Origin of the sequence: Roseburia hominis A2-183 (genome assembly GCF_000225345.1) — a bacterium.
Classification (GTDB): domain Bacteria; phylum Bacillota; class Clostridia; order Lachnospirales; family Lachnospiraceae; genus Roseburia; species Roseburia hominis.
Window position 1 is genome coordinate 3,370,664 of sequence record NC_015977.1, and the last position, 17,292, is coordinate 3,387,955.

Annotated in this window: 10 protein-coding genes; 3 read left to right on the forward strand and 7 right to left on the reverse strand. The window is 51.6% G+C overall.

Annotation, left to right across the window (positions count from 1 at the left end):
- Positions 1-105 precede the first annotated feature (105 nt).
- The 3 genes from RHOM_RS15390 to RHOM_RS15400 all read left to right on the forward strand — a co-directional run bounded on the left by RHOM_RS15390 (position 106) and on the right by RHOM_RS15400 (position 3,093).
- Positions 106-321, forward strand: coding sequence for a hypothetical protein (locus tag RHOM_RS15390; RefSeq protein WP_014081196.1), 216 nt, complete (start codon positions 106-108; stop codon positions 319-321).
- A gap of 241 nt (positions 322-562) precedes the next feature.
- Complete coding sequence (locus tag RHOM_RS15395) at positions 563-2,332, forward strand: glycosyl hydrolase family 18 protein (protein WP_014081197.1); 1,770 nt, start codon at positions 563-565, stop codon at positions 2,330-2,332.
- A gap of 65 nt (positions 2,333-2,397) precedes the next feature.
- On the forward strand, positions 2,398-3,093 hold the full coding sequence (locus RHOM_RS15400; RefSeq protein ID WP_014081198.1) for an N-acetylmuramoyl-L-alanine amidase: 696 nt from the start codon (positions 2,398-2,400) through the stop codon (positions 3,091-3,093).
- A gap of 5 nt (positions 3,094-3,098) precedes the next feature.
- Here RHOM_RS15400 and RHOM_RS15405 read toward each other — a convergent pair whose 3' ends face one another.
- The 7 genes from RHOM_RS15405 to RHOM_RS15435 all read right to left on the reverse strand — a co-directional run bounded on the left by RHOM_RS15405 (position 3,099) and on the right by RHOM_RS15435 (position 17,292).
- Positions 3,099-6,308, reverse strand: coding sequence for a DUF6240 domain-containing protein (locus tag RHOM_RS15405; RefSeq protein ID WP_014081199.1), 3,210 nt, complete (start codon positions 6,306-6,308; stop codon positions 3,099-3,101).
- A gap of 167 nt (positions 6,309-6,475) precedes the next feature.
- Complete coding sequence (gene glgB / locus RHOM_RS15410; protein ID WP_014081200.1) at positions 6,476-8,377, reverse strand: 1,4-alpha-glucan branching protein GlgB; 1,902 nt, start codon at positions 8,375-8,377, stop codon at positions 6,476-6,478.
- A gap of 25 nt (positions 8,378-8,402) precedes the next feature.
- Positions 8,403-11,225 (reverse strand): tetratricopeptide repeat protein, encoded by a 2,823-nt coding sequence (locus RHOM_RS15415; RefSeq protein WP_014081201.1) that lies wholly within the window; start codon positions 11,223-11,225, stop codon positions 8,403-8,405.
- Between the two features lie 215 nt (positions 11,226-11,440).
- On the reverse strand, positions 11,441-12,772 hold the full coding sequence (locus RHOM_RS15420; RefSeq protein ID WP_014081202.1) for an AI-2E family transporter: 1,332 nt from the start codon (positions 12,770-12,772) through the stop codon (positions 11,441-11,443).
- 293 nt (positions 12,773-13,065) lie between these two features.
- Positions 13,066-14,013 (reverse strand): L-lactate dehydrogenase, encoded by a 948-nt coding sequence (locus RHOM_RS15425; RefSeq protein WP_014081204.1) that lies wholly within the window; start codon positions 14,011-14,013, stop codon positions 13,066-13,068.
- 235 nt (positions 14,014-14,248) lie between these two features.
- Positions 14,249-16,552 (reverse strand): hydratase, encoded by a 2,304-nt coding sequence (locus RHOM_RS15430; RefSeq protein WP_014081205.1) that lies wholly within the window; start codon positions 16,550-16,552, stop codon positions 14,249-14,251.
- A gap of 80 nt (positions 16,553-16,632) precedes the next feature.
- Positions 16,633-17,292, reverse strand: coding sequence for an HAD family hydrolase (locus RHOM_RS15435; protein ID WP_014081206.1), 660 nt, complete (start codon positions 17,290-17,292; stop codon positions 16,633-16,635).

Below are 17,292 nucleotides of genomic sequence, written 5' to 3' on the forward strand. Positions count from 1 at the left end.
CGCAACACACTGTCTGCCGGGGATCAGACAGATCCATCTTTTTTATATCACGAAACGTAACCAGCGAATTCCTTTTGGTATTTTTCAGATTTGGGGGAATCTAATGTGAATGATGAACATATGCAAAGACTCTATCTGGAGCTTACGTCTCTGGAGAATCGAGGCATTACCATCTGGCTGGAGGGCGCGAAAAGCAGCTCGCAGGATGTAGCCAGCCAGCTCTGCGTGCAGGAGGAAAGCACGTACATGAGAGATTATATTTTTGACGAGGGGGTGTTAAAGGAAGTCCATTTTGATAAGATCAGAAAAGATCTTCCGTAACTAGTCGTAACTGGAACAGAATGACTGAGTTCCTCAATGCCCGGTCATACTGTCTATGCAGTGAATATTATTTGATAAAAAGACAGCCGGGAACTGCCGCCCGAGTTCACAATCTCCTGCGGCCGGTTCCCGTTTTTCATTCTGCGGCACGCAAAAAATGGCAGATGCAAATAGCTTTGATTTTGTGCTGCAATATGCTACAATGTAGGGGAAATCTCTCAGAAGAAGAAAGGGTTTTTCCATGAAGAATACAAAAAAGAATATTATACCGGTCATTGCCGTTCTTGTTTTAATCGTCATTATCATTCTGTTCATGCTGCTCGGGCGACTGATCGAAAAATACACGCCCTCCAAGGAACACCAGGAGTTATCCGAGTATTACGGGCTTGCATCTGATGATTCCGTAGCCCTGATCTTTAATAATGAAGTGTTGTCTGTGCAGGGGCGACTGATCGACGGAAACGTATATCTGGATTTTGAGACGGTTCACGATAAGATCAACAGCCGTTTTTTCTGGGATGCCAATGAGAACAAGCTTTTATACACCACCGCCACCGACCTGATCTCGGCGGATGCGGAGAGCACGACCTACTATGTGACCAAAGACGCCCGGACGTTAGATCACACGATTGTAAAGGCAGATGCCTCCACCGCATATATTGCGATCGATTTCGTAAAACAGTATTCCGATTTTGATTATACCGTATACGATCAGCCGAACCGCGTTGTCCTCACAAACCAGTGGGGCGACTACAACACCGCTCCTGTCAAGAAATCCACGGAGCTGCGCTATCAGGGCGGCATCAAGAGTCCGATTCTCGCCGACCTTGCAAAAGGAACCGTGCTCACGGTTTTAGAGCCGGACGAGACCTGGACGAAGGTGATGACGGAGGACGGCATCATCGGCTATGTAAAGACCAAAGCCCTCGGCAGCACTTCCACCGCGACCCGGACCAGCGACTACACTGCGGAAGAATTTTCGCATATTAAAAAAGATTTCTCCATCAATCTCGGCTGGCATCAGGTGACCAACAGCAGTGCGAACGCAAACATTGCGAACGTACTTTCAAACACCAAGGGACTCAATGTCATCTCTCCGACCTGGTTTTACTTAAAGGATACGAACGGAGGCATCGGTTCCCTGGCAAGTTCTGATTATGTAAACTATTGTCACCAGAACAACATTGAAGTCTGGGCGCTTGTAAGCAACTTCGGCGCCAAGGATCAGGGACTGGAGAGTCCGGATACCACGCAGGTGCTGACCTACAGTTCCAGACGTGAGAGTCTGATCAACAACCTGATCTCCGCTGCGATCCAGTACAAGCTGGACGGCATTAACGTGGACTTTGAATCGCTCGACCCTTCCATCGGTGATTCCTATATCCAGTTTATCCGGGAATTATCGCTGAAATGTGCCAACAACGGCATTGTCCTTTCCGTCGATAATTATCCGCCAACAGCTTACACGGCATTCTATAACCGCTCCGAACAGGCAGTCTTTGCCGACTATGTCATACTGATGGGATATGATGAGCATTACGCAGGTTCCGAGGAAGCCGGATCGGTGGCGTCCATCGGTTTTGTCAATCAGGGTGTCGCAGATACGCTCCAAAGCGTTCCGGCAGACCAGCTGATTCTCGGTATGCCGTTTTACACACGTGTCTGGAGCGAGACTCCGGTATCGGACGATGGCGCGGCTGTCAGTACAACCGAGGACACCTCCGACAGTGATACACTCTACGAGCTGGACTGCTACTCGGCAGGCATGAAAGAAGTCCAGAACCTGATCAGCACGAACGGAGCCGTTCCGGTGTGGTCCGACACAGACGGACAGTATTATGTAGAATACATCAACGGCGGCGTCACCTACAAGATCTGGGTGGAGGATGCCACTTCACTTGAGGAGAAGTTAAAGGTAATGCAGTCCAACCAGCTCGCCGGCGGAGCTTTCTGGAAGCTTGGTCTGGAGGATCCGGCTGTCTGGGATACCATTATCAAATACATCAACTAGCCGTTCTAACCCCCGGGGATCGTGAATATCATTTTATGAACGAATCCCCGGGGGTTTTTTATTTCATGAAAAAAAAGTTGGAACTTATCATGAGCCTCTGTCTTCTGGCCGCTGCCTTCATTCTCGCAAAGCAGGGCGCCGTACTGGTCCAGAGTGAAAAGGCGGCACGTGAAAAAATCTGTATTGTCGTCGATGCCGGTCACGGCGGAAGTGACCCCGGAAAGGTGGGCATCAACGGCGCACTCGAAAAGGACATCAACCTCTCCATCGCTTTAAAATTAAAAGATCTTCTGGAACAGAGAGAAATCTCTGTCGTTCTCACCCGTGATTCCGACGCCGGTCTCTCACCCGCAGACGCCACCAACAAAAAAGCCGCGGATATGCAGAAGCGCTGCCAGATAATCGCGGACGCCAATCCCGCTTTCACCGTGAGCATTCACCAGAACAGCTACACAACCGAAGACATCAAAGGCGCCCAGGTATTCTATTACGGGCAGTCCGAAAACGGCAAGCGCTTAGCGGACGTTCTCCAGGAACATCTGATCTCTGAAGTCGATCCCCAGAATACACGCGTCGCCAAGGCAAACGAAAGCTACTATCTCCTAAAAAAAACACCCACACCTACGGTAATCGTAGAATGTGGGTTTTTAAGCAACCAGAGCGAAGCCGATCTGCTCTTGACCGAAGATTATCAGAGCAAGCTTGCTCATGCCATCTATCTGGGGATTCTCTCCTATCTCGAAGAAGAATCCCTGCTATAACTGTTTTATGCATCCGCTCCCTGCGCATCTGTTCCCTGCAAAAGATCCTGCACCTGCCGCACAAAGCTTTCCGCAATATGGTATAGCCTTGTTGTCTGCACCTGATACGTCGTATCCGACTGTTTCTCTGTGGTCTCCTGCTGTTCTGGTGCATCCACGCCAAAGACGCCTGTTGAAAAATGGTTCAGATCCAGATCTGCGATGCATGCATAGTGAAGATCTGCCTCGTTTCCACTGTCCAATACTGCCGTAAGGCTCTCCTGCCGGCTGTCTAAAAGTTCTTTGGTATCCTCCCGGTCCGATGCAATCAGACCGCTGACGCCATGCTCTTTTGCTTGGAACGTTGCCGCAATCTTACCGTGAAGCTTGGTTTCCATCGTGATGTCAACCAGCCCTTTTTCACCATCCCCGCGCACAACCTTTAGCGAAATGCCGACAACACCGCTCTCGGTCTGCACCGGTATTGCATACTGCTCTTCTTTTGCCATCATACTGCCGATGGATAACTGTGCCGACAACAGACGCATCTCCCTGATATCAAGGCTTGTCACGTCATCGCTGTCGATCATTCCCTTCATTACATTCTCGGCAACCTCAGCAAGCTGTTCCTGTGCGGCGGCAAGTCCCTCCGGGCTTGCGATTGCCTCTCCGAAATCCTCAAGCACCTGCTCCTTCGCCCGGGCAAGCTGCTCCTCATTTTCCTCTTTGTGGCTTCCCTTTGCGCTCTCGCCGAAGATCTGGCGGAATACGCCGTTCCGGTCATTTACCATGGCTTCCATCGCCATGACGTTCGTCATGGTATTCGGAATGTCGTACTTCTGCAGTACCGTGTAAATATCCTGCGTCATTTTCGCGCTCTGCGATAACTGATCCAGCTGCTCCTTCGCATATGCATAATCCTGGCTGGCATCGTCTGTCTGTGCCTGCGCGAGCGCCTCCTTTAACTGCTCCGGAGTCATCTCCTCCCAGTCCGGCGTCTGTGATGCGACAACCTTCATGCGCTCCGGTGTGAGCAGATCTGCGACATCTTTCACGCAGTTGTTCTGATATGCCGCTTCCATCTGATCGGTGATGGAAGTGCCGGAATATCCACTGCCTTCCACTTTTCCAAAGGATTCATCCACACTGTAATCCATTTTTCCACTGCGCCTCTCGGATCGGACCGCCATCATCAGATTGCGCATGGTGATATCGGCTCCCTGATTTACAAGTGCTCCCACCGCGGCGCCGTCCGACTGCTCTACCTGATGGATCAGGCGATACGTTCCGATATAAGAAGCCCGCTCTTCCTGGCTGATTCCCTCCGTGCGTTCCAGCTTCCACAAAAATTCTCCGAAGCCGCGCTCATCGTTCGCGCCAGTCTCCCTTTTTATCTGCTCCGCTGTCGCATTCAGCGTACTAAAATCCATATCCAGCGGATCGATTCCTCTGCGGATCATCTCCGTCACCGTTGCCGGCGTCAGGTTGCGGAATACACGCTGCACCTGCTCATCCGCCGCTTTCATCTCCGCCACGGATTCCTGTGTAATTTCAATCTGGTTATAACCGAGGATGCGCACTGCACGCTGATTTGCCTCCGTCGCCTCCAGTCCGATATCGTTCAAAATATCATCCACATTGCGGAATGCCTTCTGAATCGAATCCCCCAGGTCTGCACGTGGTGCCGTCATCAGGGTCTCATAACTCTGATTTGCACGCTCAAAGGTATCCCGCATCGCACGTCCGGTATCATGAACCTCTGCGACAGACGCATCCTTTACTCCCTGCGCTCCCAGCACGTATGCCGGTACCGTTTTTAAATCGTTGACACGCTCTGTGGTCTCACGGAAAAGATTCACGTTCGTCTCCGAAGCTTCTACACCCTGTCCCTTCAACAGCTGTTCGTAATATTGGTTCTCCGTCTCCTTCAAAGCCTCCACAAGCTCTGCCAGCGGCTGGGTATCAATCTGGATTCCCTTTTTGAGCAACGCATAGTTTGCCTGTGCTGTCATCGCAAGACGTGTCTCCTCCAGCTGTCTTCTGGCGGTCAGCAGATCCAGTTCTCTCTGTGTATAAGCAGTGCTGCCATCCGCACTGCTCTCTGCCGTCTCCTCCTGCGCGTCTCCCGAAGCGCTATCCGCCGTCTCCTCACCCGAGCGATGTGCCATCGCTTCTTTTAAGCTGCGGATATTTAACTCCATGCCGTGATCCACGACATATGCGACATCCTCATCCGTCGCTTCGCCGATCACATCGCAGGCATCCTGCGCCTTGTCCGCAAATGATTGTCCATCCACAAGCAGTGCTTCCTGCGGGCTTTTTCCTTCTGCAACCGCAGCCGCCATACTGCCCAGCAGCGCCTCTGCCTGCACTGGCAGACTGAGATTTTTCAGTTCCATATAGTAAGCAAGATTCTCCTCATTGAGCGGCACGCTATTGTCCAGCAGCCACTGGCACGCCTCTTTTGATGTATCATCCACCGAAAGCCCGGCGCGCGCAATAATCGCGTCAATCTGATCCGAAAACATCGTCATATCGACTGCTGCCTCCGGATTTGCCTGATAAGCAGCACTTCCGCTGTACTCTGCCTTGTACAGGTTACCGATCGTGGGCTCCATCCCGTTATCCAGCATATATTTCACTGCGCCGTCCCCCGGCGTCTGAAGTGTCTGCGCCAGTGAGAGCGCCTCCATCACGCCCCGCACATTTTCCTCGGTGCACGGGAGATCGGCTTCCTTCATTGCCTGCGCCAGCTGTCTTGCAAGCGCTTCGCTTCCGGTAATCGCCGCCATCTGCTCGTAATCCAGATCATCTCCAAAGAAAGAGATATCCACTCCCGCTTTTGCAAGCTGTGCCTTAATCTTATCCGTCTCGGTCACAATCGTATTGGTCGTCGTATCGTCCAGTGAAAATCCGTCTTCCTGCATTTTCGCATAATCTTCCGGGGAGGTAGTGTTGGACAACACCGCCATCTGGTTCTTGCGCTCTTCGACATCAAGCGTCGCGGACGCTTCGATCTCCTCGGCAACCGTCTGCTTGTCTTCCGCTGCCGGCTTGGCATAGGTGGCATCTTTTAAATTCACGGATTTCGCATTGTCACTGACACTGCTTTTTTCCACGGCAGCTCCCGCGGCTCCTGTGGTATATTGGCTCAGAACGGCCCCGCTCTTTTCCTCCGGTCCGATACTCTGCTTTACAACATCTATAATATTCTGGCTCTGCTGCTCTACTCTCATCCTGTGCACTCCTTTTACCTTTTCAGCTGTGGTTCTATAGAGTAATCGAATATGAAGCATAAAAATGGCGCATAACACTATGCGCCATTCATAGCTGATATATATATCGGTCATATCAGCACCATTATTAAGATGTTCTTCGCATTTCACCAGCCCCCGAAATGCAATCAGTAACGAAATACCGCCACGCCGTACGGCTCCAGAGGATACGCGATCGAGTATGGTCTGCCGTCACATTCGGCCTCCACCGCCTTGTAACTCTGCGGACGCTGTCTGCTACATCCTCCAAACTCTTCGGAGTCACTGTCCAATATCAGCTTGTAGGTCTTCTTGGCAGGCACTCCCACTCTGTAATCCGGTCTTGCCACCGGTGTAAAGCTGCACACAAAGAGCAGCTGATTTTTTCCGTCCTTGCTCTTGCGGATGAAACTGTAGATGCTTCTGTCCGCATCGTTCGCATTGATCCACTCGAAACCGCCCCAGCTGCTGTCGAGCTCGTAAAGCGCCGGATTCTTCCGGTAAATATGAAGCAGTTTTTTCACCCAGTTCTGGATATGCTTGTGATCCGGATTGTCGAGAAGGAACCAGTCCAGCTCGCGCTCCTCACTCCACTCGCGAAGCTGTGCAAATTCCTGTCCCATAAATAAAAGCTTCTTCCCCGGATGTCCCATCATAAACGCGTAGCCTGCCATGAGATTGCGGAACTTATCAATGCCAAGTCCCGGCATTTTGTTAATCATGGAGCATTTCAGATGTACAACCTCATCGTGGGAGAGCACCAGAATGTATTTTTCGCTCTCATTGTAGCTCATCGCAAATGTCATCTTGTGATGATTATCCCGTCGAAAGTAAGGATCCAGCTTCATGTAATCCAAAAAATCATGCATCCAGCCCATGTTCCACTTATAGCTGAAATTCAGTCCGTCATCCTCCACCGGTCCGGTCACTTTCGGCCATGCGGTAGATTCCTCCGCAATCATGACAGCTCCCGGATTTCTTCCGAGAACCAGGGTATTGATATGTTTAAAGAACTCGATTGCTTCCAGGTTCTTATTATCGCCATACTGGTTCGGAACCCACTGACCGGCTTCCTTTCCGTAATCGAGATACAGCATGGACGCCACCGCGTCCACACGCAGACCGTCCACATGGTAATGCTCCACCCACAGCAGGGCGCTGCCGATCAGGAAATTCTTGACCTCGTTCTTACCGTAATCAAAAATCTTAGTGCCCCAGTCCGGATGCTCCCCTTTTCTCGGGTCTGCATACTCATAGAGACAGCTTCCGTCAAACTCTGCCAGACCGTGCGCATCCTTTGGAAAATGTGCCGGAACCCAGTCTAAGATGACGCCGATCTTGTGTCTGTGGCATTCATTTACAAAATAAGCGAAGTCTTCCGGTGTTCCATAGCGCGAGGTAGGCGCATAATAACCGGTTACCTGATAGCCCCAGGAACCATCGTACGGATATTCGCAGATTCCCATAAGCTCGATATGGGAATACCCCATCTCAGTCACATACGGAATCAAAGATTTTGCCAGATCCCGATAACTGTAAAATCCGTCATCCTGTCTGCCCGGATGACGCATCCAGGATCCCGGGTGAACCTCATAGATGGCAAGCGGCTGTTCATATACATCTTCCTTGTGTGTGGCGCGCTCTTTCATCCACTCGGCATCTGACCACTTAAAATGTTCGATATCCGCAACAGCCGACGCCGTTCCGGGTCTTAACTCCGCGTAGTTTGCATAAGGATCTGCCTTGTACAGGCGCTTTCCGTCCTTCGTCTCGATGAGGTACTTGTACAGATCGCCCTCCTCGACACCCGGAATAAACAATTCAAAAATCCCCATCGTCTCCGGCTCCAGGCGCTTCATTTCATTGGCGCCCTCATCCCATCCGTTAAAGGAACCGATGACCCATACACGCGCGGCATTTGGCGCCCACAGATCAAAGCAGACTCCCCGGATGCCGTATTCATCTGTGGGATGCGCCCCCAGCTTCCGGTAAATCTCATAGTGTGTCGCCTGCCCAAATAAGTACCGATCCAGCTCTGAAAAATTTGCCATACCCATCTACCCCTTTATCTTGATTTTAAAATCCAAAATCTTTTTCATGAAGGATGACATAATCGTCATCGTCATATCTTCTGGAAGTGATAATACTGAACGCCTTCTTAAGTCCTCCCCGTTCTGCATGGGCGATTGCCTCGTCCACAATATCCTTGACCTCTGTAAGGGTTGTCGCCTGATCCAGCTTTTGAATATTGCTGATGCTGTTGTAAAGTGCCAGAACTCCCATCTCATCGATGGTGTATCCCAGTTCGTTGGCATAGGATCTCGCAAACGCCACCAGTTCGTCGCTCGTAAAGATCGGGATATTGATTTTCTCCGAAAACCGTGCTGCAAATCCCGCATCCCGGCTGAGTGCCTTCTCGATTCCTCTTCTGGTGTCCTCCATAATCACAAACAATCCGCTGTTGTCACTGTCAAGCAGCGTGCCAAGCTTGACTGCCGTCTCTCTTGAGATGGCTCCCGCCTTTTCGATAATCAGACATCCGCCCGCCACTTTTTTAAGGAGCGCCGCCACATCTTTCTGATTCAGCACGGAAGCTTCGATCTTGCCGATTTTTCCGTTCGGCTTGCCCACTTCCTTCTGGAGCGCCTTAATCATGCTGGTCGCGAGCACCGTCTTGCCGCTTCCCTGTCCGCCCTGAATAATCATATTCCCGGTGGAAGCCGTTTTACCGGACGAAAGTCTTGCCGCTGCTCCCGTAAGCGCCTGGCACAGCTGCTGTTCCATTCCCTTAATCGGCACAAAATATGTAAAAATCTCCCGCTGCTCTTTGGAAAGCCGGGTAATTGCCTGATGTCCTTCCTCCTCTGGCTCCTCGATCTTCGGAAGCACGTCGTCTGCCGCTTTCGCTTTTGAAGCTCCGCTCTTCGGGTGTCCCCCGCCTGCCAGCTTTCCGCCGGACTTCTCCGCCTTCGGAAGTTCCTCGTCCTCCGGCTGTATCTTCTGCTCTTCCATCAATGCCTGGATGTCGGCTCCCAGTGCTGCCGTATCCGGCTCTTCCATCCCGGCAGCATCGTCTGTATCCTCCGGTTCTTCCGCCGCCTGTGGCTGCGCCGTGTCTTTTGCCACCGCTTCCTCTGCCAGAAGCGCCTGGACATCGGCCCCCAGGGTAAACGTATCCGGGTCTGTCTCTTCGGTATAGCTGCCCGGAATCTCCGGTTCCGCGATTCCGCCATAGCTTCCTGCCGCATCTGCCTGTTCCGTCTCACTTACCACCGCATCTGTCTGCGTTTCATATACCGCCCCTGTCTGCGGCTCATATACCGCCTCTGCCTCCGGTGCATATACCGGCTCTGTCTCTGCTCCGTATCCCGCATCTGTCTGCGGTTCATATGCAGCCTCCGCCGCAAGCTGCTCCGCACCTGGTTCTATCTCATACGGGCTCTGTGTCAGCTCTGTGATGCCGTTCCCCCAGAAATCTGCCTCCTCCGGCTGCAACGCTTCCTGCGGCTCCGCCACACCTGCTGCCTCCGCCGCACTTGCCGCCGCAAGCTGTTCATCCATTCTCGCATTCTCGGAAGATAAGCGGTCGATCTCCTGCTGTAAGATCTGGTTCATGTTCGCCACCATCTCAGCCGCCTTATCGTCAGCAATCGGCTGGCCGCCCAGATACTCTTCATCCAGCAGATCCTTCGGTGTCAGTCCGGAGTCAAGCTTCGGAATCACATCCACCAGACGCTCCATGATATCGCCTGCCTCCTGCAGTGCACGCGCCTTCGCGGATTCCAGCTTGCGCTGCTTCGCCTCCTCAAGCGCCGTCTCTGCCGCACGCTTGGTCTTCTCCCAGTCTGCAAGCACCTCATCAATACTCATCTGTCCCGTCACCTGCGGCTCTGTAGCCCCCTTATCCGGAACATACATGCTGATCTGTCCGTCATAATCCTCTGCAAGAAGCTCTTTAAAATTGCTCTTGAGCGAGTTGTCAATCTCTGCATCCGTCTCGATATGGGGCATCTCGATCGTATCCTGCGGCAACGGTTCCTCCTTGGGGATCTGAAGATACGGAATCTCCTCCACGAGCTTCTTGATCGTATCCATGCTGTCCTCGACCTTTTCCTTGTCGGTCGCTTCCATGATCTGCACCATATTCTTGCGAAGTTCATCCTGCAGATTCTGTGTATTAAAACGCTCCGGTGAAAGCTTTACCTTCGGTATCTGCACCGGTTCGCTCACAATCTCGCCGGACTCAAGGTCGTCCTCCGGCCGCACTTCCACAACGCCCTCTTTTTTGAGGCGGAACTGCCGGTACTTTTCCTCCTGCTGTCTGGTCAGCGGCTGATAGAGCATCTTAAGCTCCAGCGCCCGCTCCACATAAGGTCCGTCTCCGAACCAGAGAATCAACTCATCGCAGGCGTCGATGCATTTTTCGCTCATCCCCGCCTTATGGTAAAGGCATGCCAGCTCAAACGCCCACTCCTCGGAATATTCCTGCTCTTTTAATTCTTCCAGTATTCCGATCAGCGTCTGCAGATCGGCGCCCTCCGCCTTACTGATCTCGTAGCGCAGAACGTATTTGAGATTGTCGTGCGGGGCGATCTCCACGAATTCCTGATAGTAGTCTCTCGCTTCCTCGCAGTTCCCCATCTTGATGGCAACCTCCGCAAGCCGGTAGATAATCATTCGTCCGATCGGAGATCTGTCATACGCCATGAGCAGAATGTCCCTGCTCTCCTCATATCTTCCCACATTCTCGTAGATTTCTCCCGCCTTAATCAGTGCGTTGACGTTTTTTATTTTATGCCAGTTGATCGTGTCCGCAATCTCCGCAGCGGCTTTGTAATTATTCTCTGCGGTAAAGGACTTCATCTGATCCAGCTTTAATTTATATTCGTATTTATCCAATTTGTGCCACCTCAAACTGTGCGATTTTCACTCTTTTTATTACCTTTTAGTTTATCATACGCACTAATAGATGTCAAAAATATTCGTCCGAAAAGGCTGTCACGCAGTGGTGTGCTGCCTGTCTTTTTTTATTGGAATTATCTTACTTTTTCCAGACATGAAAATACCCCCATATAGGACTTTTATATTTCATTGTCCTATATGAGGGCAGCATATTATTTTTCAGGTGATTCTTCGATTTTTTCCTCGGTGCCTTTCTCCGTTTTTTCCTCATAGACAAGCTCGTTTGTCCTCTTGTCAATGCGCATCAGATGAATGTAGCTTCCCGTATCGTCCACCAGACCCCGCTTTCGCAGAAAATAAGATACCAGCTTCTGTGCCACATAGTAGATTACTGCCATGAGCGGCACACCGAGCAGCATGCCCGGGAATCCCCACAGCCCGCCAAATACCAGAATGGCAAATACCACCCAGAAGGAACTAAGCCCAGTAGAATCGCCGAGGATCTTCGGTCCGATAATATTGCCGTCGATCTGCTGGAGAATAAAGATGAAAATGAGAAAGTACACTCCCTGCAGCGGATTCTGCAATACAACGATAAGGAATGACGGAATTGCTCCGATAAACGGTCCGAAAAACGGAATAATGTTGGTCACGCCGATGATCACTGCAAGCAGGATCGTATCCGGCATTCTCATAATAGTGAGCACCACATAGGCAAGAATACCGATAATCGCTGAATCCAGAAGTTTTCCGGAAATAAATCCGCCAAAGATTTCGTTGCTCTTGCGCACCGTCTCAACGATCACGTTCGCACGTACCGGCTTGAACATGGCGTAAATGATTTTCTTCGCCTGTCCTGCAAACGTCTCCTGGCTCGCCAGCACATAAATGGACACAATGATGCCGACCACCAGATTCAGCAGAAACTTTAAAGTATAGATCACACCGCTTGCGATCGACGTCAGATAAACCTGAACCTGCGCCAGCAGATCATTTTCAAGAAACTTCTGTACGGCATCGCTTGCTTTTTGCAGCACATCGTTTATAACACCTACAATCTCCGAATCTCCCTTGAAGAATTCATCCGACCAGTCCATGATGTTCTTGACCTCGCTCGGAAGCCCCGTGGCGATCCCCTGTATACTCTGTATGATAGAAGGAACAATCGCCGCGATAAGCAGTACAACGATTCCCCCTAAGAACACCCACGCCCCCGCGATCGCAACGCCGCGCGACATTTTTTTTGCTTTTGTTTTGCTCTTCATCCGCGGTTCCAACAGCTTCATCAGATGACGTTCCAGAAACTTCATTACCGGATTGAGCAGATATGCAAGCACCAGCCCCATAATAATAGGCTGAAGAATTGTGGTCAGCTTTTTCCAGAAATCCGCAAACCCGTTGTAACGATATATCATAAAGAAAAACAGTATACAGCAGCAAAACGTAATAAACACTACCAACGCGATTACTACATATTGCTTTAAATTCCATCCGCCATTTCTGTCGCCGGAAGTATTGTCTGTCTGTCGTCTCTCACTGTCCATAGTAAACCTCCTTGCTGTTCCTCTGTTGTCTGCCGCTTCTGCTCTCGCAGTGCACGTCCGAAACCGCTTCGCTCTTCCGGACTCGCGGGCGTTCGCCCTATCAGCTTTTCTTACGCCTACGGCAAAAGGTCCGAAAAACCTACGGTTTTCCGGACCCGCTGACGCGTTCACATGCATCGGATCCGGCTGCCGCTGCAAGCATCTGCATCCGTTTCGATGCATGCTCACTTTTGCCTATGCGTACATTATACCCCATGCAGGGAGGTTTTCCAATCGCTATTCTTTATTTGCCGCTAATTTAATGTTAATTTTTCAATGACTGCCTTCAGCTGGTCTGCCGACGCAAGAAGTGCATTTTTCTCCTTCTCATTGAGCGGAATCTCAAGCACCTTCTCGATTCCGTTCTTGCCGACCACCGACGGGATGCTGAGTGCCAGACCGGACAGACCGTACTCTCCCTGCAGTTCCACCGACACCGGAAGCACGGCATGCTCATCCTTCACAATGCTCTCTGCAATTCTCGCAACCGCCATGGCAATGCCGTAGTAGGTCGCACCCTTGCGCTCTATGATCTCATAGGCGCTGTCGCGCACCTCCTCATACAGGCGCTCCATGGATGCCTCGTGGTTGAAATGTCCCCGCAGTTCGCAGAAATGATTCAGATCGATTCCGGACACATTCGCCCCGCTCCATACCGGAAGTTCGCTGTCGCCATGCTCACCGATGATAACGGCATGAACGCTGCGGCTGTCCACATCCAGATGTCTGCCAACCTGATATTTGAGTCTCGCCGTATCCAGAACCGTACCGGAGCCAAAGACTCTCTCCACCGGATAACCGGATATCTGCTGTGCCGCATAGGTCAGCACATCCACTGGATTGGCAACTATCATTAAAATTCCCTCGAACGCCGTCGCCGTGATCTGCGGAACGATTGATTTTAAAATTCCGACATTCTTCTCGATCAGATCCAGACGCGTCTCTCCCGGTTTCTGATTCGCTCCCGCGGTAATAATGATCAGACCGCAGTCTGCCACATCCTTATAGTCCCCGGCATAGATGTCCATCGACGCCGTGTAGGGAAGGCCGTGGCTTAAATCCATCGCCTCCCCCTCCGCTTTTGCGTGATTGGCATCTATGAGCACCATCTCTGAAAACAGTCCTTTCTGCATGAGGGCAAACGCGATGGACGCCCCCACAAAACCACATCCGATTACTGCAACTTTTCTTGGATTCATCATCATTCATTTCTCCTTTCTATTTCACACACGCGGTCGTTTTCCTCTATGTTCTATTGTTACACAACCCCGTGTTTTCTATTTCTTCCAAATCCTACCATGGTACCAGGAATTAGTCTGTTGTATTTACAACAAAATAAACTTTTTGGTTAGTTAAAACAAACTCCGCTGTAAAAACACAGGCAGTGCATTTCTTAACACTGCCTGTTCTCTCTGATCCTATTGCCACGAAACGGGCTTATCCGCGATAATAATTGATCAGACAACCTTTTAAGATAATCTCTCTCTCGTCGTCCGTCATCGCACCCAGTCCCAGCTTAAATTCCTTTAACTCAGAACCCTTCACCACGTATGCGGTAATCTCGCTCTGCTTTTCTTCCACTGCCTTGCGGATGTCCGGCAAAAACAGATAATCCAGATTCTGGAACGGAAGCGCTCCCTCCGGAATGACAAACGGAAGCATACCCCAGTTGATAAGGTTCGAGCGGTAACGCTTTGTCGCGTACTCATTGGCGATGTTTGCCCAGCCGCCAAGCACCTTCTGACAGGACGCTGCCTGCTCACGCGCAGAACCGTCGCCCGGCTTCACCGCGAAAATCGTACTTCCGAAGCCAAGTGTTCCCGGCTTCATCTCTTCGCCAAACGTTTTCTCCGGAAATGCCGCACGGATCGCATCCATTACCGGGCGCAGTTCTTCGACTGCCTCAACCGGACATGTGCCCTCCTCGACTGCTTTCTGTGCCTTCTGGATCTCCTTTGCACGTCCCACGTACTGCGGGTCTTTTCTGGAGAGTGCAAACTCTGCCAATCCGAGCGGGTTCGAGCGGAAAGAAGAGGTCTCGCCGGAAGGAATCAGCTCATCTGTCGTCGTTACCGGATCATGAATCTCCGATACTACTTTTAATACCATATTCTCCGGAAGCGCACTCATCGCCGGCCAGTCCTTGATGTTCGGTCCGAACTGGATCTCCACGGACGGATCTGCCACGCCCTTGCTGTCGAAGACACGGTTTGCATAGATCGCACTGTCAAAATGATACTTCGGCTTGGAAAAATCTACATCCACGTCCGTAGCTGCCGTCAAATATCCCTTGTTTGCCGCCGTCGCAGCGATGGAACGCGCGTCCATAAGCGCCACGGAAGCAACCTGTCCCTTCTGCACCTTGGAACCCTCGCGGTTCGGGAAGTTTCTCGTGGAGTGGCGGATGGAAAATGCATTGTTCGCCGGCGTGTCTCCTGCGCCAAAGCACGGTCCGCAGAATGCCGTCTTCACAATCGCACCCGTCTCCATCAACGTGGCAACGGCTCCATTTTTCACCAGTTCCATATAAATCGGCGTACTTGCCGGATAAACGCTGAGCGTAAACTCATCCGGTCCGATCGACGCACCCTTTAAGATGTCCGCCGCATCACAGATATTCTCAAAACCGCCGCCCGCGCAGCCTGCGATAATACCCTGATCCACATACAGTCTGCCGTTTCTGACCTTGCTCTTTAAGTCGAGCTTGACCGCACCGTCAAAGCTTACCTCTGCCCGCTTCTCGCAGTCATCCAGAATATCCATCAGGTTTGCGTTCAGCTCCTCGATCGTGTAGGTGTTGCTCGGGTGGAACGGCATCGCAATCATCGGTTTGATCTCATCCAGATTGATTTCGATCATTCCGTCATAGTAAGCGACTGCTGCCGGATTCAGTTCCTTGTAATCTCCTGCTCTGCCGTGAATCTCATAGAACTCCTTCACCGCATCGTCCGTTCTCCAGATAGAGGAAAGGCAGGTCGTCTCGGTTGTCATGACGTCCACACCGATACGATAGTCCACACTCATGTTGGAAACACCCGGTCCGACGAACTCCATGACCTTATTTTTCACATAACCGCGGTCAAATACTTCGCCGATGATCGCCAGTGCAATATCCTGCGGTCCGACGCCCTTGCGCGGTGTACCCGTCAGATAAACGCCGACTACGCCCGGCATATCAATATCGTATGTCTTGGAGAGAAGCTGCTTTACCAGCTCCGGACCGCCCTCGCCGACTGCCATGGTACCGAGCGCTCCGTATCTCGTGTGGGAATCCGATCCGAGGATCATCTTGCCGCCTGCCGCCAGCATCTCTCTGGCAAACTGGTGAATGACTGCCTGATGAGGCGGCACATAGATTCCGCCATAGCGCTTTGCACAGGTCAGCCCAAACATGTGGTCATCCTCGTTGATGGTGCCGCCCACTGCGCAGAGACTGTTGTGGCAGTTCGTCAGTACATACGGAATCGGGAACTTCTCCAGTCCCGATGCACGTGCTGTCTGTATGATTCCTACGAACGTAATGTCGTGGGAAGTCAGCTTATCAAACTTGACCTGCAGCTTGTCCATATTGCCGGATACATTGTGATCCTTTAAAATGCCGTATGCGATCGTTCCCTGCGCCGCCTCGGCTTTTGCCACCTCTCTGCCCGTCCTGCTCTTTATTGCGGCAGCTGCCTGCGCGTCATCCGCAACCAGTTCCGTTCCGTTTACCAGATATACTCCGCTGTCATATAACTTCATGATTTCCTCCTTGCCCTTATCATAGCCTTTCAAAAATTATATCGGTCTTGCAGGTAAAAATCAAGCACTTTCGCGCTTTATCATGACAAATCGCCGTCTTCAAACATCAGTATGATATCAAAGAGTGTACCCGCTTTTGCCGCGATGCGTTTTGCCGTGTCCGCATCCGGTTCCGCCAGATCCGGCACCATGACCGTCCGGATTCCCGCATCCGTTGCGGAGCGCACGCCGTTGGGGGAATCTTCGACCGCAATACAGTCCGCAGGCGCTTCCCCGATCTGCTCACAGGCATAGAGATAAATATCCGGCTTGGGCTTGCCGTTCTCCACCATCGTTGCGCACACTATACGGTCAAACTTGTCGTAGATGCCGATTCTGGTGAGATAATCCTTTGTGCGCGCCGGATCTGTGGCAGTTGCCACCGCCGTCTTAATCCGATGCGCCCGCAGATAGTCCAGAAGTTCATCCACACCCGGCTTTTTATCGATCCCGTTCGCCGCGATGTGCGCCTTCATCAGTTCCTTGCGCCGCTCGCGGATCGTCCAGTACGGGAAATCCGCTCCAAACCGCTCCTGCAGAAACGGCGCCGCATACTTTGCCGCGAGACTCCGGATCGCAAGACCATCCTCCACCGTCATATCATACCCCGCCTCCGCTGCCGCCTGGCGCCAGTATTTGTTCAGCCATTTTTCCGTGTCAATGAGTACCCCGTCCATATCAAAGATCACTGCTTTTACCAT